This window comes from Mesorhizobium sp. AA22 (assembly GCF_001672375.2).
Lineage (GTDB): Bacteria > Pseudomonadota > Alphaproteobacteria > Rhizobiales > Rhizobiaceae > Mesorhizobium > Mesorhizobium wenxiniae.
In genome coordinates, this window is sequence record NZ_CP048406.1 from 1082349 (window position 1) to 1100431 (window position 18083).

Sequence of the window (18083 nt, forward strand, 5' to 3'; positions counted from 1 at the left end):
GCCATGTCCGGACATTCGGCAATTTGGCGGCGAGTGACCGTTGTGGCAATCTTGCCGAGGACGAACGTCTAACCTAAACCCCATCCAGGATCTTAACCAAATTGGCGCGACTGTTTGGGACCGGGCGTAGTTGCGACATTTGCCCTATCCGGACGTGTGAGCGATGCCGTGGGCATGATGCATGCTGTTTTTCGTTCGCTTGCTGCGATGATCGCGATGTCCGGCGTGGCAGGTTGCACCAGCATTTCCTACTACGCACAATCCTTGAAGGGTCACGTGGAGATCATGGCGGCGCGCCAGGATGTCGGAGAGCTGATCGACAATCCTTCGACCCCTGGGACATTGCGCGCTCGAATGGCATCGGCGAATGCCATCCGACAGTTTGCGATAGATGAATTAGCGCTGCCGGACAACAATAGCTACCGCAGCTATGTTGACGTTGGTCGGGACGCGGTGACATGGGCCATCTTCGCAGCGCCGGAATTCTCGCTGACGCCACGAACATGGTGCTTTCCGGTGTTCGGATGCGTTCCGTACCGAGGATACTTCTCCAAAAGGTCTGCAATTGAAACCGCTGTCGAACTTCAGAGACAGGGCCTGGACGTCTATGTGACGGGCATCACTGCATATTCCACGCTCGGCTGGTCAAGTGACCCGCTGCTAAGCACCATGCTCAGCCAAGATGAAGCGGGTCTTGCAGGGCTGGTGTTCCATGAGCTGGCCCACCAGCGCGTCTACGTACAGGACGATTCCGCGTTCAACGAAGCGTTCGCTGCCGCTGTCGAAACAACCGGTGTAAGAAAATGGCTGCGCGCGAATGGGGATACTGCCGGTTTGCGCCGTTACGAAGCCGACCGGAGGCGCAGAGCTCAATTTCTTGCGCTGGTGTCGCAGACCCAAGACGAGCTAAGGCACGTCTATGACGACAGCGCTACCTCTGAGCAGAAGCGGGCCGCAAAGATAGCCGCGATCGAACGGCTGCGGATGCGCTACCGAGAGATGCGCGACAGTCGCTGGCGTGGATACCGGGGATACGATGTCTGGTTCGATTCTCCGATTAACAACGCGAAGCTCGCCGCGACTTCCGTCTACGGCGATCGGGTGGCGACGTTTCTCCGCTTGTTCGATTTGTGTTCGGGCGACTATCCACGATTCTTCGCGTCGGTTCGACGGATAGGAGCGTTAGACAAATCTGACCGCGCCGAAGCGCTCAAGGCGGCAGATTCATGCGATTGATCCGGTCAAATCCGAAGGCCAGAAGCGGCGAATCGGTCGCTGATGTGCTCGGCAAGCCGGCGCAGGTGATTGAATTGACCATTTGTCGGCCGATTTCCTAGGTACTTTGAGGTCGGCGGGGCCGGAAGCCGCATGTCGGCCTACAGAAGCCAAAAGCGGACTCGCCTGAACTCCCCGCGGGATCTTGGACCACAATGATTGCCGGCGGGCCGTGGCGCCTCAGTGTGCGCCCCTACGAGGCCGAAAACCTCACGCTCACGCCGCGCTGCCGAAAATAAGCCTGCATTAGCTTGCGGCCCGAACGGTTGTTCTGCGCCAGCCTGGTTGGATCGAACACCGCTTGTTCTACCCCCTCTCGCGCCAGCGCTGCTTTGAGCGCCGCGATATGTGCGTCGATGTCGGCATTGTTCGCCCGGAGCGATGCATAGATGCTGTCGGTCGCCTCGGCCACGGTCGGCTCGCTCACGGGTGTACTCCTTTGGCTATTCGGGCGGCGGCTTACCACAGATCAGCGGCTTCGCCGATACCGATAAGACGGCTAGATGGGCGGCAACAGTGTTCCTTGGGGTCGGTTGTGAATCATGGGTTCCGCCTGAGTCGGAGACGCACGCCATGTCGAGACGAACGAGTGAGGAGGATAGGACGCACACGTTCGAGTGTCCGGGCTTGCCTGCCGCGACGCGGGCGGGCGTGAGGAAGTTCACCTCAAATTGCTCTTCGGAAACAGCACGCGATCGGGTTTTGCATTCATTCGCGCCAGCATTTCCTTGATCAAGCGTGTTTTGGTGCGCCCCGCTTCCTTCGGCGGCACGAGGTAACGCACGATGGCCTCGAGCCAGGTGTTTTCACTGACGCGAAAATGAACCACGGGATGCTCCTTCACTTCGAGTTCGTCCACCGGCGTTTGTGACAGGATGTGCTTATAGACCTTCACCTTCTGGCTCATGATGTCGCCGATCTGCTCGTCAACGACCTCTCTCATGGTTTTCGCTACGAATTCCAGATCGCTTTCATAAGCGAGCTGGAACTTGATTTCGTTCCAGACATAGGGAAACAGCGGCCAGGAATAGTTGAAGACCGGCGTGTCAAACACGGTGGAGTTCGGAAACTTGATGACGCGTCCGCTTGGATGATCGGTCCAAAGATGTTCGCCGCCGAATTCCCATAACGTCGTGTCGAGATAGCTGACATCAATGACATCGCCATGGGCATCGCCGATGCGAATGCGGTCGCCAACGCGATAAGGCGCCCTGGCCAGAATATAAATCCAGGCGATGAAACTGGAGATCGGCATTTGCAGCGCAAAGCCGAGAATCAGTGAAATCAGGCCGAGTGAAACAACCGCAGCGTACCAGTTCACAAATAAGACCGAAATGGCCACGAAGACGATGGCGACGACGACGACCAATCGAAAAATACGTTGCAGGTTGAAACGCGAAACACGATTGGGAATTCGGCCAATGAGAAAGACTTCGATAACATTGGCAACGGTCAGCATAACGAAAATGAGAAGGCCGCCCCTGACGTAGTTCAGCACGCGAACGCGCAAAGACGCATCAAGCCATTCTAAGCGCCAATTGATCAGGACTTGGATGCCAAAAAGCAGCAAGGCGGCGGCAGCGAAACCAACCGTCCACCAGACATCTTGCTTGCGAAGGCTGAAGCGGAATTTTTCCTCGGGCTTTTTCGCCTTCTGTTCCAAAGTTTCTGGATCAGCAGTCTGTTGCGCGGCCCGTTCGAGTCGGGAAAGGTTCTCCTGTTCCTTGGCGCGCGGTTCCATGGGTTCACCTCCCGATGTGGCCATCAACACCCAGCCAGTGCCTTCTCGTTCCTCGACGGCGGCATTCCGGCAACGACGCAATGTCAGTCGCTGACCGGTTCCTTGCCGGTCCCCGAAAGCTGGCCTTCATTCCGGCGGCCCCGTCCTTAATGAAATAGGGCGGCAAGCAGAAAGATGCGACGGCGCCGCCATATTCGGCAAATGCCTTATAGCCCGATCCGAAACTAAGTTGAGTTTGGTATCAGCAGCTCCCGATAGCTCACCGGTAGCGATCTCGAGCGTTATCGAGCGGCCGTTGCTTCGAATTCGCTCTTCCGGCGGGATCATGCCGGCGGATGCCGCCAATCCATTGGATTGCGCGGTATTGACTCGAGCCCATCACAACGACTGAGCGAACGGCGGGATTCGGGATCGAGCTGAGCGTCGACGAACGGCAGAGATTAAGGCGCAAAGCGCCCATCCGCAGTCTGACAGACATAAGTCGCCTTCGGTGCAAGAGCAGCCGTACGTCTCGACGCCCCCTACCGATCCTCGATAATCCGCAAATAAGCCGCCGTCACAAACAGCACGATCAGCCCAAACAGAATCCGCCGCGCGCCTTCGGGCATTTGCAGGATGGTCAGCAGTGTCGTCAGAACGGTGAGGATCAGCGCCCCGATGATGGTGCCGGTGTAGCCGCCGCGGCCGCCGAAGATCGAGGTGCCGCCGATCACGGCGGCGGCCACCGAAGGCAGCACCAGCGGTTCGGCCAGCGACAGCGACGGCGCCTTGATCAGGCCGATATAGAGCAGCCCGGTAATGCCGGCGAGCACGCTCGAGATGACGTAGAGCGCTGTGATGACTTGCCAGTAGCGGACGCCGGACAGGCGTGCTGCTCCTTCATTGTCGCCGACTGCGTAAAGCAGGCGGCCAAAGCCGGTGCGGCGCAAGGTGAAGACGATGAGGACGGCGATGGGCACGAACAGCAGCAGCGCATTGGGCACGCCATAGGTGAGGCCGGTGCCGAGCCAGGCCAGGAAGGGCGGGATCTTGGCGCCCGAAGCGATCACGGTGCGCTGATAGACCTGCAGGCAGCCGGTGCCGATCAGGCTGGTGCCGAGCGTCATGATCAGTGGGTGCACGCGAAAGACGCCGACACCGATGCCGTTGACCAGGCCGATCAGCACCGCCGGCACCAATGCGATGAGGATCGCCACCGCCGGGTCGTGATTGACGACCTGCGTCGCCATGATGAAGGCGCTCATCGTCGCTACCGTACCGACCGACAGGTCAATGCCGCCGGTCAGCATGGTCATGGTCTGGCAGCCGGCAAGAATCGCCAGCGGGATGGCGAACTTCACGGTGTTGGCGAGCCACCGCTCATTGACGATGCCGGGACGCAGGATCTGCAGGATCACCACCAGCATGACCAGCAGGATGATCAGCGGGATCAGCGGCCGGTCGGCCATGAACCGCTTGAGGCGGCGACCGAAGGGGACGGGTTGAGAGACCGTGGCGGCATTGCTCATGATGGGCGGCTCCGCATTGTGATGAAGGCGCCGAACATGACGACGGCGACCATGATCGCGCCCTCGATGATCGCGGTGACGTTGGGATCGATGGCCAGCAGCGTCAGGTCGGTGCGTACCAGCCGCAGCACGAAGACCGCGACGATCGGGCCGAGCAATCCGCCCTTGCCGCCGCCAAGTGCGACGCCTCCGAGCACGACCGCCGCCACGCTGGCAAGAAGATAAGGGCCGGGAATGGGGGCGCCGATGCCTGTGCTCATGGTCAGCGCCAGCCCGCCCATGGCAGCGAAAAGCCCCGACAGAGCATAGGCGATGATCCTGGTGCGCGCGACAGGCACGCCGCTGCGAAATGCCGCGAGCTCGCTGCTGCCGATGGCGTAGATCGAAAGGCCGAGTTTTGAGCGCTTGAGCGGTATCCAGATGATGCAGAGGCAGACCACCAGCAGCACCAGCGCCTTCGGTATCCAGGCAGAAATCCCGGGCAGCCCCGGGATCGGGACTGTCCCGACGATGGTCGCCCTCAGCCATTCGGCCACCGCGCCGCCGGGCGCACCGAGGACCAGCAGCGCCGCGCCCTGCAGGACGAAGAGGGTGGCCAGCGTGACGACGATGTCGGGCACGCGGGTGACGACGATCAGCATGCCGTTGACGGCGCCCAGCACCAGTCCCATGGCCAGCACGAACGGCACGACGAAAAGCGCGTATTCCTCGCTGGCGCCATCCATCATCGATGCAGCGGTGACGCTGGTCAGCGCCATCATGGCGCCGACGGAAAGATCGATGCCGCCGGCGATGACGACAATCGTCTGGGCGGCGACGGCAAAGGCGTAAGGCTGCACCGCGCGCACCAGCGAGCCGAAATCGCCGCTGCCATAGCCCGGTTGGATGAGCCTGGTGATCACAAACAGGACCACGAACAGGACAAGCAGGCCGGCGACCCAGCCCTGACGGCGGACGAGGCGGGTCAAGGTTTCGCCACCGGGCTCGAGTGGATATCGGCAAGGATGCCGACGTCCTCCTTGGCGCCGCGCGGCAAGCCATAGGCGGCGCGCATCAGTGCCGGCTCGTCGGCGAGTTCGACGGGGAAGACATCGACGACGCGCCCCCCAAAGATGACGATGACGCGATCGCAGACACGCTGCACCTCCTCGAGCTCGGATGTATAGAACAGCACCGACTTGCCCTGGTCGGCGAGTTCGCGCAGCAGCTTGTAGATCTCCTGCTTGGTGCCGACATCGATGCCGCGCGTCGGGTCGAAGCAGAGGATGGTCTGTGCTTCGGCGGCGATCCAGCGGGCGATCGTCACCTTCTGCTGGTTGCCGCCGGACAAACGCTGCACCTCGCGCTGGGCGCGCGTGTCGATCTGCAGCCGCTCGATCGCACTGACGACCCTGGAGCGTTCCTGCGCCATGTTGATCGGTCCCCAGTTGCGCAAGGCGGCGCTGAAGGGGAGCGCGATGTTTTCGCGCACCGAGCGCTGCATGGTCAGGGCTTCGGTGCGGTCGCCGGGGACATAGGCGATGCCGGCGCGGATCGCATCGGCCGGATGCGCGAATTTCACCGGCTTCCCGTCCACTTCGATGGTGCCGCCGGACGGGCGGATGGAGCCGGCCAACGCGGCGAAGAGCTCGTCCTGGCCTTGCCCCTCGAGCGCGACGATGCCCGCGACCTCGCCGTTGGCCAGATCAAACGAGACGTCGTTGAGCTTGGTGCCGACACGAAGGTTCGCCACGCCGAGACGCGGGCGGCTATCCCCAGGCGAAGCGGCCTGGCTCGCCTGGCGCGCCGCCACGCGTGTTTTCTCGATCCTGGCGCCGAGCATCATCTCGACGATGCGCTCCTCGACGCCCGGCTCGATGTCGACGACGCCGACGGTCTCGCCGTCGCGAAGCACTGTGGCGCGGTCGCACAGCGCCGATATCTCGACAAAGCGGTGGGAAATGAAGATCACCGAACGGCCGCTGTCGCCCTGGCTGCGCACGACTTCGAGCACCTTTTCGGCCAGGTTTGCCGGCAGTGCCGCGGTCATCTCGTCGAGCAGCAAAACGTCGGGCTCGACCGCCAAAGCCCGCGCCAGATCGAGCACGCGCAGCACGGCAAGCGGGATGTCGCGCGCAGTCTCGCGGATGTCGAGGTCGGGAATGCCGAGTTCGCGCACCCAGGCGCGGAACGGCTCGACCGGCGTGTCGGTCAGGCGAAGGTTGGAGGCGACGTCGAGATCGGGGATGAGCGACGGTTCCTGATAGACGGGAAGCAGGCCGGCGCGGCGCGCATCGGCGGGCGAGCGCACGTCGCGGGTTTCGCCGCGGATCAGGATGTGCCCGGCATCGGCGCGGATGGCGCCGGTCAGGATCTTGACGAGCGTCGATTTGCCGGCGCCATTGGCGCCCATCAGGGCGTGAACCTCACCCGGCAGGACTGACAGCGACGCGTTGCGCAGCGCCACCACGGCGCCGTAGGTCTTCACGACGCCGGTGGCGTCCAGGAGGGGGTTGGTGGTCAAAATCGCGTTGCTCTCGATTTATCCGGCTCAAATCACTCGCGCTGGCGCCGCCCCTCACCTGCCTGCCAGCATCCTCTCCCCGTATAGAGACGGGGAGAGGACGATGTCATCGCCGGTTTCGCCAATCATCACCGTCGCAGGAAGAGCGCCGGAGTTGCGGCCGGCCCCCTTCTCCCCGTCACTATACGGGGAGAAGTGCCCGGCAGGGCGATAAGGGGCGGCGCCAACCTCGGCAATTGACCGTCTCCGCACAAGTTGGAAACGGTCATGGTCTGCAGCGAAAGCCCATATTTACTCGCCCGGGCCCTTGCAGGCGATGATCTGGTCCTTGGTGTAGGTGGTCCACTCCGGAATGGAGATCGAGACCGGCCATTCCGGGCTTAGCGACGGATCGGCTACGCTCTTCAGCTTGGCCTTGCCCTCCTCGGTGGCGTTCTGCCAGAGCTGCGGCTCGACCAGCACGGTCTGCTCCGCCGGCTTCTTGCCGTTCAGGATCTGCAGAGCCAGCGTCACGCCGGCACCGCCGATCGAACCGGGATTGGTCACCGCCGCGCCGACAAGGCCTTCGACCGAGTTCAGCTGGCCGACGAAGCCGGCATTGTCGGCGCCGACCACCGGCACCAGCGGCGTCTGCGACTCGACCAGCGCATCGACGATCACATTGTCGATGCCCGAGGTCCAGATGCCGTTGAACGGCGATCCGGTGGCGATGAAATCGAGGATCTGCTGCTTGCCCTGATCCTGCTGCCAGCCGGTGAAGACCTCATGCACGACCTTCACATCGGGGAATTCGGCAAGCGCCTTCTTAAAACCCTTGTCGCGATCGCTGTCGGCCGAGGCGCCGGCGGCACCGCGCATATAGACGACGTCGCCCTTGCCGCCGATCTGCTGGAACAGCCATTTGGCGCCGAGATAGGCGTACTGCTCCTGGTTGTTGGAGATGATATAGGCCGAGGGTTCGGTGACCGCCTGGTCGACGGCGACGACGACGATACCGGCCTTGGTGGCTTCTTCGAGGGCTGACTTGATGCCGGCCGGATCGGCCGGGTTGACGACGATGGCGTTGACCTTGGCGCTGATCAGGTTGCGGATGTCCTCGAGCTGGCCGGCGGCGTCGGTGTTGCGATGGGCGATGTTCAGTTTCGTGACTTCGCCGGAGGCGAGCGCCTGCGCTTTGATGGCGCAGATCATTTCCTCGCGCCAGCCATTGCCTTGCACCGTGTTGGAAACGCCGATCGTGTATTTGGCTTCAGCGGACGAGACGCCCACCGAAGCCAGGAACGCCGCGCCGGCAAGCAGCGGGACCATTGCCAGATATTTTTTCATTCCAGTCTTCCTCCCATTGATCTCGTTTCAGTTCGAAAAGCGGCTCATTTCACGAAGGGGCGCAGCACGTCGCGGGCCAGCAGAAAGCCGCGCTTGAGGCTTTCATCGCTCCCCTCAAACCGCCGGTCCTCGTGCTCGATGATGATGGGCCCGTCGTAGCCGGCCCGGTAAAGGCCGGAGAAGATCACATTCCAGTCGACATCCCCAAGCCCCGGCATGCGCGCCACTTGCCAGCCCATGCCGGCCGAGAGAATACCGCGTTCGTAAAGTCCATCATGATCGATCATCAGGTCCTTGGCATGAACATGCAGCATGTGCGGACCGAATTCTTTGATGAAGCGGGCCTGGTCGATCATCTGCCAGACCAGATGCGATGGGTCGAAGTTCATACCGACGTCGCCGCCCCACGCCTCGAGGATGCGGCGCCAGATATAAGGCGAATAGGCGATGTTGTGCCCGCCCGGCCACTCGTCATAGCTGAAGATCATCGGGCAGTTCTCAAATGCCAGCTTGACGCCGTTGTCGCGCGCATGGGCGATGATATCGGGCCAGACTGTCAGTGCCTCTTGCCAGTTGGCGTCGATGGTTTTTGCAGCGTCACCGCCGCAGAAGGTGTTGACCAGCGGAACGCCCATATGGCTCGCCAGCACGATCACCTCCTTCAGATGGTCGATGACGGTCTTGCGGTGGGCGGCATCGGGATGCAGCGGATTGGGGTAGAAGCCGAGGCCCGAGATCGACAGCTTGTTTTCCGTCAGTGCGGCCGCGATTTCCTTCGCCTTCGAGGCCGAGGTCGAGGCGGCGTCGATATGGCTGGTGCCGGCATAGCGCCGGGCGGCGCCGGAGGATTTCGGCCAGCAGGCGATCTCCAGCGCCTCGAAGCCGGCAGAACTTGCCCAGTCGGCGACATCGGCGAGGGGGGTATCGGCAAACGGTGCGGTGAGCAGTCCGAGCTTCATATTGCTCTCCCCTGGTCGTGGCGACCTACTATGCCGATTGTGCGGTCCGCTTCAACCGTGTGACTGGTCGGCAATGCGCAAAGCTGTCTGACGAATGCCATCGGATCGTCGCAGAGCAGGCCGTCGAGACCGGCTGTGACAGCCGTGCGGAAATCGTTGATGGCGATCCAGTCCGCCAGGCTATTTCCTGCGGGCCAGCGCCGTCCGGTCGTAAGACGGTTTTTGGACCCGGGGAAGGAACCCGGCTAAGCAGTGCCGGGCCGATTGCCTCGAGAGCTGCGACAGTAGCCTTCACCGGTTCGCCCCTACGACCCATTGCTCCTGGTCGATCAAGGCGCCGGTCATCGGCCCGGAGGCGTCGGAGAGCAGGAAGACGGCGAGGTTCGCCACCTCGTCGGCCGCCAGCAGGCGCCCGAAAGGCTGCGACGCGTTGGCGGCGTCGATCCAGCCCGGGCCGTGCCCGAGCGTCTCGGCCTGCATGATGCGCTCGGCCGGGGTGTCGGTCCAGCCGACATTGATGCCGTTGACGCGGATGCGGTCGAAACGATGCGCATTGGCGGCGTTGCGGGTCAGCGTAGCGAGCGCCCCCTTGGTGGCCGAATAGACGGCGAGTTCGGGCGAACCGCAATGCGCGTTGATCGACAGGATGTTGACGATGGCACCGCCTTGACCTTGCTTGCGCATCTGCGTGATGGCTGCCTGCATCAGGAAGAACGGCGCCCGCGCGTTGACGGCAAACAGCGCCGCCCAGTCGTCGAGGTCGGCATCGAGGAATGAGGCGCGGTTGGTCAGGCCGGCGGCGTTGACCAGCGCGTCGATGCGTCCGAAGCGGCTGATACATTCGTCCACCAGCCGCGCCGGCGCCGTGGTATCAGCCAGATCTGCGGCAACGAATGTGGTTGGCGTGCCTGCCTGGGAGAGCGCCGTCGCCACGTCGTTGCCACGCATGGGCTCGCGGCCGGTGACCAGCAGGCCGCCGGCGCCAGAACGGGCGAGCGTCTCGGCGATCGCCCGGCCAATGCCTTGCGTCGCGCCGGTGACCAGCACCACCTTGCCTTCCAGCCGAAGCTCCATTCCTCCTCCCGGAACAAAGTTTCCATTTTTTCCAGAATAGGGAACGCCAATTCCCGATAGTCAATCTTCAGGAGGGAGTTTTCAAATCATGGTCTTACGCAATTGCTGACGGATCCATGCGTGAATGCTTGCGGGGTCGGCATGTGCGTGCGTGGCAGCCGCAACGCCTTTATCGGCACCGTGCACCGGCTGGCCATGCGCCTCGACGACCAGATTGCGCTGGTTGCCGGCGCATTGTCCTCGGATCCCGAAAAGTGCCTGACAGGCTTGGTGCTATATCACTGCGGTGACCCTGCCTGCCGCATCGAGGCGACAGCCGACTCGCGCCTGCCGAACTTCGATGCCGCCTTGTCTTGCGTAGTCTATTCGCACCGCGATCGGCGCCGTGAGGGCGCCTCGACGTTCACGCAAGGCACCTGCGCTTGCCGCGTGGACACGGACGGCGCCAAGCGGCGTCGCGGCGGACATGATCGCCGCGCGGCAGGCTTGCACGACCGCAGCTGGCGTACCGGGTTTCGCTTTCAGCGATCCAACAGATCGAAAGGGATACCCGTTGGTGGAGTCACCCTCACCAGGTTTAGAAGGCATGAGGACGGGTGGCAGGACGATCGATTGCCTGGCGGTCTTGGCAGGGGCAGTGGTTGTGGTGACTGCGGCCGGACTACCGGGAGTGGCCTTACCTGCGCCGACCGAAACTCCAACGTTTGCTCCACTCGCACCGCCGACGCTTGTGCCCGCCCCCACAGATGCGCCTTGCGAACCGGCGCTCACGCCAGCACCGACCCCGAGACCGCCGACGCTCGCGCCCGCCCCCACAGATGCGCCTTGCGAACCGGCGCTCGCTCCAGCACCGACCCCGGCACCGCCGACGCTCGCACCCACCCCCACAGATCCGCCTTGCGAACCGGCGCTCACTCCAGCACCGACTCCGAGACCGCCGACCTTACCGCCGATGCCCGTGTCTTGAGCCGGGGCAGGCCCGATTGCGATCCCGATCGTCAACGCGGCCGCGATGTACTTTTTCATCATCATACTCCTCTGCGGCGTACGCTCCCTGATCTTTCTACTGGCGCAGGTTGAGCTTTTTCGGTGGTCGCGTTGGAAGCAATGCGGCGGGAAGAGCGATCGTTTCCGGCAGAACAAGATGCGGTGACTTTTGGACCTTTACTTTCCGTTTTTCCTGCAACCCCGGTTTACGGGCTGGTTGGCCGTCGGAACGCGATAATGTTTTCGGCGCGCGCTCCACAGCCGCAGTGCGACGCTTCTCCTTCACGATGTCAATTGCCTTACGCGCGGCACTGAGGTTGCGGGCAAGACCGATAGCCCTTTCACGCTCTTGTTCCAGCGCCGCACTCAACTCTGCCGAGAACCGCCTTGAAGCGTAAAGTTCCTGGCGAACGATATCGACGTCGCGTACGACTGAATCTGCTCGTTCGCGTTCCAGTTCGAGTGCTTCTCCAGCTTGCTTGAGAGCGGTCTCGGCCACCGATCGGTCCTTCATGGCGTTGGCCTTCTCGACCGCTGCCAGGTTTGCGCCTGTCTTAAGAGCGTCGATAGTTTGGCGAGCCGTAGTGAGTTCTTGTTCCAAGAGTTCAACCTTGCGCCTCTCCTCATCAAGCGCTCGCTTCGCAGCAAGCTGAGAGGCTGCCACAGAGGGGTGCGCTCCGGCGGCCCTTTCACGCTCTTGTTCCAGCGCCGCACTCAACTCTGCCGAGACCTGCTTTGAAGCATCGCGTTCCTGGCGGACGATATCGAGGTCGCGTACGGCTGAATCTGCTCGTTCGCGTTCCAGTTCGAGTGCTTCTCCAGCTTGCTTTAGAGCGGTCGCGGCCACCGATCGGTCCTTTATGGCGTTGGTCTTCTCGACCGCGGCGAGGTTTGCGCCTGTCTTAAGAGCGTCGATAGTTTGGCGAGCCGTGGTGAGTTCTTGTTCCAAGAGTTCAACCTTGCGCCTCTCCTCATCAAGCGCTCGCTTCGCAGCAAGCTGAGAGGCTGCCACAGAGGGGTGCGCTCCGGCGGCCCTTTCACGCTCTTGTTCCAGCGCCGCACTCAACTCTGCCGAGACCTGCTTTGAAGCATCGCGTTCCTGGCGGACGATATCGAGGTCGCGTACGGCTGAATCTGCTCGTTCGCGTTCCAGTTCGAGTGCTTCTCCAGCTTGCTTTAGAGCGGTCGCGGCCACCGATCGGTCCTTTATGGCGTTGGTCTTCTCGACCGCGGCGAGGTTTGCGCCTGTCTTAAGAGCGTCGATAGTTTGGCGAGCCGTGGTGAGTTCTTGTTGCAACACTTCAACCTTGCGCCTCTCCTCATCAACCGCTCGCTTCACAGCAAGCTGAGAGGCTTCCATGGAGGGGTGCGCTCCGGCTGCCTGCTCGCGGTCCCAGAGAATGGCTTCGGCCCTAAAGTCTTCGATAACGCGCTGCGCCGTCTCCAGGGCTTCGTTTATTTGCTGCTGCTCTTTCAGGGTTTGTGCTGCCTGCTTAGCCACCGTGGTTGCCAATGCGTGTGCCTGGGCGCTTGCGTCACGTACCGCGCGCTGCATAATTTCTAGCTCCGCTCGTGCTGCGGCCAGTTCGCGGCGTAAAGCCACTTCATGCCCGCCGGGCGGCGTTTGCACACCCTCCTTGAGTTGCGCGGCGCTGGCAATGCCGACTCCCGCGGCGACGATGACGCCAACCGCGACTGCACGAAATCTGGACGAGATCTTCATGATGAGAGACTCCTCAAGATCAACGGCTAGCTGGCGGGACAGGGCACTTGCCACAGTCCGGCTGGCAGACACCTTCGCGGTAAAGGTTCTCTGCGCCGTAGCTGCCTTTCGCCCCTTCCAGCACAACCCAAGGTAGAATCACCGGGGCATCTGTGAAGACCGACTGCTGCCATCCGCGTGCCATCCGCGGTGTTCCCTATTTTCCCCCTCCGGACAGGATGATCACGTACACGCCTGCGAATGTCGCCCTTCATTGTGATGACGAGACGCGCCGATCCGCACGTGCCCTAGCGCAGAGGCCGGCGTGCAACGGGCCACACCCTTGAAGAAAGGAAAATAACGGCTTACCCACTGAGAACAGTGCCCGAACAGTGGGGATTTGCCTGCGCGACAGCCAACTGAAACAGTTGCGGAACAGTTGGACATGCAGCTGAAGCCTCGGCGCCATCACCGCTGAAAACAGTGGAGGAACACTGGGAATTCAGCGGGCCTTGATGATGCCTTTCGCGCTGAAAACAGCGGCTTAACAGCTGGAGAGAATACCGTTTCGGCAACTGGCTTTCGGTAGGCATTCTTTTCCCGACCTAGGAGAGGCCAATTTGGCCGCGCACGAACAGCTGAAATGGGGATGGAAGTGGCGACGCCAAAATCTGCCGCGAAAAGCAATTGCTAGTTCAATCGGTTATGATATCCCGCTGGTGGAGCTGAGGAGGATCGAACTCCTGACCTCGTCATTGCGAACGACGCGCTCTCCCAGCTGAGCTACAGCCCCGTCCAGCGGATGGGCGCATTTATCGGGCGCTGCGGTTTCCTGTCAAGACTGCCTTTTGCCAAAGCCGGACGGCCAGCCACCGGCCTGGCGTGCCGCGGAAGCTGGCTCTTGCCGCCTTCGCCCGCAATGGCTACATGTCGCGAAATCAAATGGAGCTTTGGATGAACGCGCTTATCGACACGCTGATCTTCGCGCTCAGCATTTACTGGTGGATCATCATAGCCGCCGCCATTTTTTCCTGGCTTTACGCCTTCAACGTCGTCAACTCGCGCAATCAGTTCGTCGATAGCGTCAGCAACATGCTCTATCGAGTGACCGAACCGGTCTTTCGCCCCATCCGGCGCTTCATGCCTGATCTCGGCGGAGTCGATATATCGCCGATCATCGTGCTGCTGATTATCTTCTTCCTGCAGCGATTTCTTAACAGCACCGTCAGAGACATACTTACTGGCTATTAAGCAGTGCATCCGGTCGAAGTCTTCCGATTGCGGCCGGACAGCGTCGACCTGTCCGTCCGGCTGACGCCGAAAGCGGCTATGGACAGGCTCGAAGGCATCGAGATCTCGGCAGACGGGCGAAGCCACCTGAAGGCGCGCGTCCGCGCCGTGCCGGAAAACGGCGCCGCCAACCAAGCGCTCGAACGGCTGGTCGCCAAGGCGCTGGGAGTGCCGCGATCGGCCGTCTCGGTCGCCGCCGGCGGCACGGCCCGGTTGAAGATGCTGCGCGTGCTCGGCGATCCGGCGGCGCTGGCGAGAGGCATCGAGGCGCTCAGCAGCGCTTGAGGCGCCAGTCGGCCCCAACGAGCGCTGAAGCCATCAAACGACGCTGCCAAGCAATCTTGGATAGATGGGCCAGTTCCGCGACACAGTTATGTTGACTTGTCGGGAGCCGATCGGCATCCGACCTGTCAAAATCGCTCTATCGCGGAGCTAGTCTCTACACCAATCCGCGCTTGGCCATCATCGCTTCGGGCGACGGCATCTTGCCGCGGAAGGCGGTGTAGAGCTCTTCCGGGTCCTTCGAACCGCCGGCGGCATAGATGTTCTTCCTGAGCCGCTCGGCCAGCGCCGGATTGAACGGGTCGCCGGTCTCCTCGAAAGCGGCGAAAGCATCGGCGTCGAGCACCTCCGACCACATGTAGGAATAGTAGCCGGCCGAATAGCCGTCGCCGGCAAAAATGTGGCCGAAATGCGGGGTGCGGTGGCGCATGGCGATGGTGTCGGGCATGTTGAGTTTCACGAGTGTTTCGGCTTCGAAACGAAGCGGCTCCTCCGGTGCATCCGGCCGCGCATGGTAGGCCATGTCGACCAGCGCCGAGGCGGTGAACTCGACCGTGGCGAAGCCGGCGCCGAAGGTGCGCGCCGCCAGCATCTTGTCGACCAGCGCCTTCGGCATCGGCTTGCCGCTCTTCACGTGCAGCGCATGCTTTTCCAGCACCGCCGGCACGGTCAGCCAGTGCTCGTAGAGTTGCGAGGGCAATTCGACGAAATCGCGGCTGACCGAGGTGCCCGAAACCGACGGCCAGGTGACGTCGGTCAGCAAGCCGTGCAGGGCATGACCGAATTCGTGGAACAGGGTCTTGGCTTCGTCGACCGACAAAAGTGCTGCCTCGCCCTCCGGCGGCTTGGCGAAATTCATGATGTTGTAGATGACCGGCTTGGAGCCATGGCCGAGCTTATAGCCGGATTTCAGCGCGCTCATCCAGGCGCCGGAGCGTTTGGAGGGCCGCGCGAAATAGTCGGCAAGAAAGAGTCCGCGCTCGCTGCCGTCGGCATTCCTGACGACGAAAACGCGTGCGTCCGGATGCCAGGTGGCGATGCCTTTCTTCTCCTCGAAGGTGATGCCGAACAATCGTGTCGCCACGTCGAAACAGGCATCGATGATGCGGTCGAGTTGCAGATAAGGCTTCAGTTCGGCCTCGTCGAAGGCGAATTTCTCGGCGCGAAGCTTCTCCTGATAGAAGCGCCAGTCCCAGGCGGCGAATTTTTCGTTGCTGCCGGCCTCGGCCGCCAACCGCTGCAACTCCGCCTGGTCGCTTGCGGCCTTTTCCAAGGCTTTTTCCCAGACCGGGTCGAGCAGCATATGCACCGCCTCCGGCGTCTTTGCCATGGTATCGTCGAGCTTCAGCGCCGCGAAGGAAGCGTAGCCGAGCAGCTTCGCCTTTTCGGCGCGCAGGCGCAGCATGTCGCGCACCACGGCGGTGTTGTCGGTGGCGCCGCCATTCTGGCCACGCATGGTGAAGGCGCGGAAGGCGATCTCGCGCAGGTCGCGGCGCTCGGAGAAGGTCGAGAACGGCTCGTAGATCGAGCGCGACAGGGTGACCGCGTAGCGGCCTTTCTGGCCGCGCATTTCGGCAGCCTCCGCCATCGCGCTTTTCAGGAATTCCGGCAGGCCGACAAGGTCGGCCTCGTCGAGGAACAGCGCCCAGTCGCGCTCGTCGGCAAGCAGGTTTTGCCCGAACGTGGTGCCGAGCGACGACAGTTCCTCATTGATCGCCGCTAGCCGCTTCTTGCCGTCCGCGTCGAGCCTGGCGCCGGAGCGGACAAAACCTTTCCAGGTCTTTTCCAGCACCCGCAGCGTCTCGGCATCGAGCTTTAGGGTTTCCCGGCGCTGATAGAGATCGTTGATGCGGGCAAACAGCCTTTCGTTCATCGAGATCGCCGAGAAATGCCGCGACATCTTTGGCGAGATGTCCCGCTCCAGCGCCTGGATCGCCTCGTTGGTGTGGGCGCCGGCCCGGCACCAGAAGATCGACGAGACATGGTCGAGCGCCTCGCCGCCAAGCTCCAGTGCTCCAAGCGTATTCTCGACGGTCGGCGCCTCGGCATTGCCTGATATTGCCTCGATCTCGGCCTCATGCGCCTTCCATGCCGCATCGAAAACCCCGGAAAAATCGCCGTCGCCGATGCGGGTGAAATCAGGCAGGCCGAGCGGCCCTTGCCAGATGGTCAGCGGATGGGCGGCGAGGTCGACGGCGGACGGCATGGGCAATCTTTCGCTGAGTGAGGGGCTTTCGCTGAGTGGCTGTAGAGGCAGGGCGAGATCATCACCGATGTAAGGCGCTGGCTTGCCGTACGCAATATCGGTAACCGCTCAATAGGCGTCGCAGTTTTCCGCGATCGCCGCCTGCGAACTGGCGGTGATGCGGTTGTCGGCGATCGCTAAGGTTTCCTGCATCAGCGCGTCGTTGTTGGGGAAATCATAGCAGGCGATCACCGTGGTGACGCCACCCTCGGTCTTCTCGATCCGATGCCGGATTTCAGCCCCGGCGACAGCGCCTTGCCAGTCGTCGATCGAGGCGATGAATTCCTGCTTGGTCTGGACGACGCCGAGATCGTCGAGTTTTATCCGGACGTCGTCGGCAAGCAGGTCCGCCAATTCCGTGCGATCGGCGACCAGCAGCGCCGCATACCAGCGGCCGATGAGCGCGCCGTCGTCGGCGCGAGCGGATGTGACTGAAAACAGCAGCGCCGCTGCCGCCACGGCGATCGAACGGCATGCCATGCAACCCTCCTATGTCATCTCCGGCCGCTCGAAGTCGCCGGTATCCTTGTTCATCACCCAGAGCTCGCCGGTCGATATGTCGAACCAGGCACCATGCAGCGACAGCCGTCCCTTGCCTTCCAGGATCGAGACGCAAGGAAAGGTCCTGAGATTGGCGATCGAATAGCGGATCGAAATGCGCTCCAGCGCGGTCTGGCGCTCCGTCGCCGTCATGAACGTGCTGGAGGACACGGTCTCGGCCGCCGGCGCAATCAGGCTCATCCACTTGCCGATAAAGTCGCCGGGCGACAAGGGCGCGGCCGTGGGGTCGAGTGCGGCGCGGATGCCGCCGCAGCGGCCATGGCCCATGACCACGATATTCTTCACCTTGAGGCTCTGCACGGCGAACTCGAGCGCCGCCGAGGTCGAGTGGAACTGGTCGTCGGGCGCATAAGGCGGCACCAGATTGCCCACGTTGCGCAGCACGAAGAGTTCGCCGGGGCCAGCATCGAAGATTGCCTCGGGAGCCGCGCGGGAGTCGCAGCAAGCAACGATCATCGTTTCGGGGGACTGGCCCTCGCGAGCGAGCGAGCGATAGCGTCCGCTTTCGGCGAGATAGCGGCCGCTCATGAAATTGCGGTAGCCGGTGAGCAGATGGTCAGGGAGGTGAGGCATAGGCGGCGTCTGGAGCCTTTCCGGGTTAGGCGGCAGCTCTTTCAAGTCAGGAAGGCT

General features: G+C 62.3%; 16 protein-coding genes, 1 tRNA gene and 1 pseudogene. 4 read left to right on the forward strand and 14 right to left on the reverse strand.

The genetic code is table 11. From position 1 onward, the window contains the following. The first annotated feature begins 177 nt into the window (after positions 1 to 177). On the forward strand, positions 178 to 1236 hold the full coding sequence (locus A9K68_RS05140; RefSeq protein WP_065010254.1) for an aminopeptidase: 1059 nt from the start codon (positions 178 to 180) through the stop codon (positions 1234 to 1236). Positions 1237 to 1468: 232 nt separating this feature from the next. Here the strand turns inward: A9K68_RS05140 and A9K68_RS05145 are convergent, their stop codons facing one another. The 8 genes from A9K68_RS05145 to A9K68_RS05180 all read right to left on the reverse strand — a co-directional run bounded on the left by A9K68_RS05145 (position 1469) and on the right by A9K68_RS05180 (position 10386). Then, a complete protein-coding gene (locus A9K68_RS05145; protein ID WP_065010223.1) occupies positions 1469 to 1702 on the reverse strand; it encodes a hypothetical protein in 234 nt (77 codons plus the stop codon). A 234-nt stretch (positions 1703 to 1936) separates the two neighbouring features. Then, complete coding sequence (locus A9K68_RS05150; RefSeq protein WP_065009871.1) at positions 1937 to 3016, reverse strand: mechanosensitive ion channel family protein; 1080 nt, start codon at positions 3014 to 3016, stop codon at positions 1937 to 1939. 521 nt (positions 3017 to 3537) lie between these two features. Then, positions 3538 to 4524: an ABC transporter permease gene (locus A9K68_RS05155; protein ID WP_065006571.1), complete on the reverse strand. Its 987-nt coding sequence runs from the start codon at positions 4522 to 4524 to the stop codon at positions 3538 to 3540. After that, a complete protein-coding gene (locus A9K68_RS05160) occupies positions 4521 to 5492 on the reverse strand; it encodes an ABC transporter permease (RefSeq protein WP_065006572.1) in 972 nt (323 codons plus the stop codon). The genes A9K68_RS05155 and A9K68_RS05160 overlap by 4 nt, the downstream gene beginning before the upstream one ends. Further along, on the reverse strand, positions 5489 to 7027 hold the full coding sequence (locus tag A9K68_RS05165; protein ID WP_065006573.1) for a sugar ABC transporter ATP-binding protein: 1539 nt from the start codon (positions 7025 to 7027) through the stop codon (positions 5489 to 5491). Before A9K68_RS05165 ends, A9K68_RS05160 begins: the two co-directional genes overlap by 4 nt. A gap of 291 nt (positions 7028 to 7318) precedes the next feature. Beyond that, the gene (locus A9K68_RS05170) at positions 7319 to 8353 is read right to left on the reverse strand and encodes an ABC transporter substrate-binding protein (RefSeq protein WP_065006575.1); all 1035 of its coding nucleotides are present in this window, start codon (positions 8351 to 8353) and stop codon (positions 7319 to 7321) included. Between the two features lie 44 nt (positions 8354 to 8397). Then, positions 8398 to 9312 carry a sugar phosphate isomerase/epimerase gene (locus A9K68_RS05175; protein WP_065006576.1) on the reverse strand — a complete coding sequence of 305 codons (915 nt, stop codon included), beginning with the start codon at positions 9310 to 9312 and terminating at the stop codon, positions 8398 to 8400. A 291-nt stretch (positions 9313 to 9603) separates the two neighbouring features. Beyond that, positions 9604 to 10386: an SDR family oxidoreductase gene (locus A9K68_RS05180; protein WP_065006577.1), complete on the reverse strand. Its 783-nt coding sequence runs from the start codon at positions 10384 to 10386 to the stop codon at positions 9604 to 9606. 116 nt (positions 10387 to 10502) lie between these two features. Here A9K68_RS05180 and A9K68_RS31585 point away from each other — a divergent pair. Continuing rightward, positions 10503 to 10638 (forward strand): annotated as a pseudogene (locus tag A9K68_RS31585) (gfo/Idh/MocA family oxidoreductase); the annotation flags it as partial. 21 nt (positions 10639 to 10659) lie between these two features. Here A9K68_RS31585 and A9K68_RS31590 read toward each other — a convergent pair. The 3 genes from A9K68_RS31590 to A9K68_RS05190 form a co-directional block, all read right to left on the reverse strand. Beyond that, positions 10660 to 11412 carry a hypothetical protein gene (locus tag A9K68_RS31590; RefSeq protein WP_082982167.1) on the reverse strand — a complete coding sequence of 251 codons (753 nt, stop codon included), beginning with the start codon at positions 11410 to 11412 and terminating at the stop codon, positions 10660 to 10662. A gap of 37 nt (positions 11413 to 11449) precedes the next feature. After that, a complete protein-coding gene (locus A9K68_RS05185; RefSeq protein WP_163602986.1) occupies positions 11450 to 13096 on the reverse strand; it encodes a hypothetical protein in 1647 nt (548 codons plus the stop codon). A gap of 696 nt (positions 13097 to 13792) precedes the next feature. Then, positions 13793 to 13868: transfer RNA gene (locus tag A9K68_RS05190), tRNA-Ala, on the reverse strand. Between the two features lie 161 nt (positions 13869 to 14029). Between A9K68_RS05190 and A9K68_RS05195 the strand changes: the two genes are divergently transcribed. Together A9K68_RS05195 and A9K68_RS05200 are read left to right on the forward strand one after the other, a co-directional pair. Beyond that, positions 14030 to 14326, forward strand: coding sequence for a YggT family protein (locus tag A9K68_RS05195; protein WP_065011319.1), 297 nt, complete (start codon positions 14030 to 14032; stop codon positions 14324 to 14326). Positions 14327 to 14329: 3 nt separating this feature from the next. Further along, positions 14330 to 14650, forward strand: coding sequence for a DUF167 family protein (locus A9K68_RS05200; protein ID WP_065011151.1), 321 nt, complete (start codon positions 14330 to 14332; stop codon positions 14648 to 14650). 154 nt (positions 14651 to 14804) lie between these two features. Here A9K68_RS05200 and A9K68_RS05205 read toward each other — a convergent pair whose 3' ends face one another. The 3 genes from A9K68_RS05205 to A9K68_RS05215 form a co-directional block, all read right to left on the reverse strand. Further along, positions 14805 to 16859 carry a M3 family metallopeptidase gene (locus tag A9K68_RS05205; RefSeq protein ID WP_065011152.1) on the reverse strand — a complete coding sequence of 685 codons (2055 nt, stop codon included), beginning with the start codon at positions 16857 to 16859 and terminating at the stop codon, positions 14805 to 14807. A gap of 102 nt (positions 16860 to 16961) precedes the next feature. Further along, complete coding sequence (locus A9K68_RS05210; protein WP_065011153.1) at positions 16962 to 17372, reverse strand: hypothetical protein; 411 nt, start codon at positions 17370 to 17372, stop codon at positions 16962 to 16964. A 9-nt stretch (positions 17373 to 17381) separates the two neighbouring features. Next, positions 17382 to 18026: a carbonic anhydrase gene (locus A9K68_RS05215; RefSeq protein ID WP_065011320.1), complete on the reverse strand. Its 645-nt coding sequence runs from the start codon at positions 18024 to 18026 to the stop codon at positions 17382 to 17384. Positions 18027 to 18083: the final 57 nt, after the last annotated feature.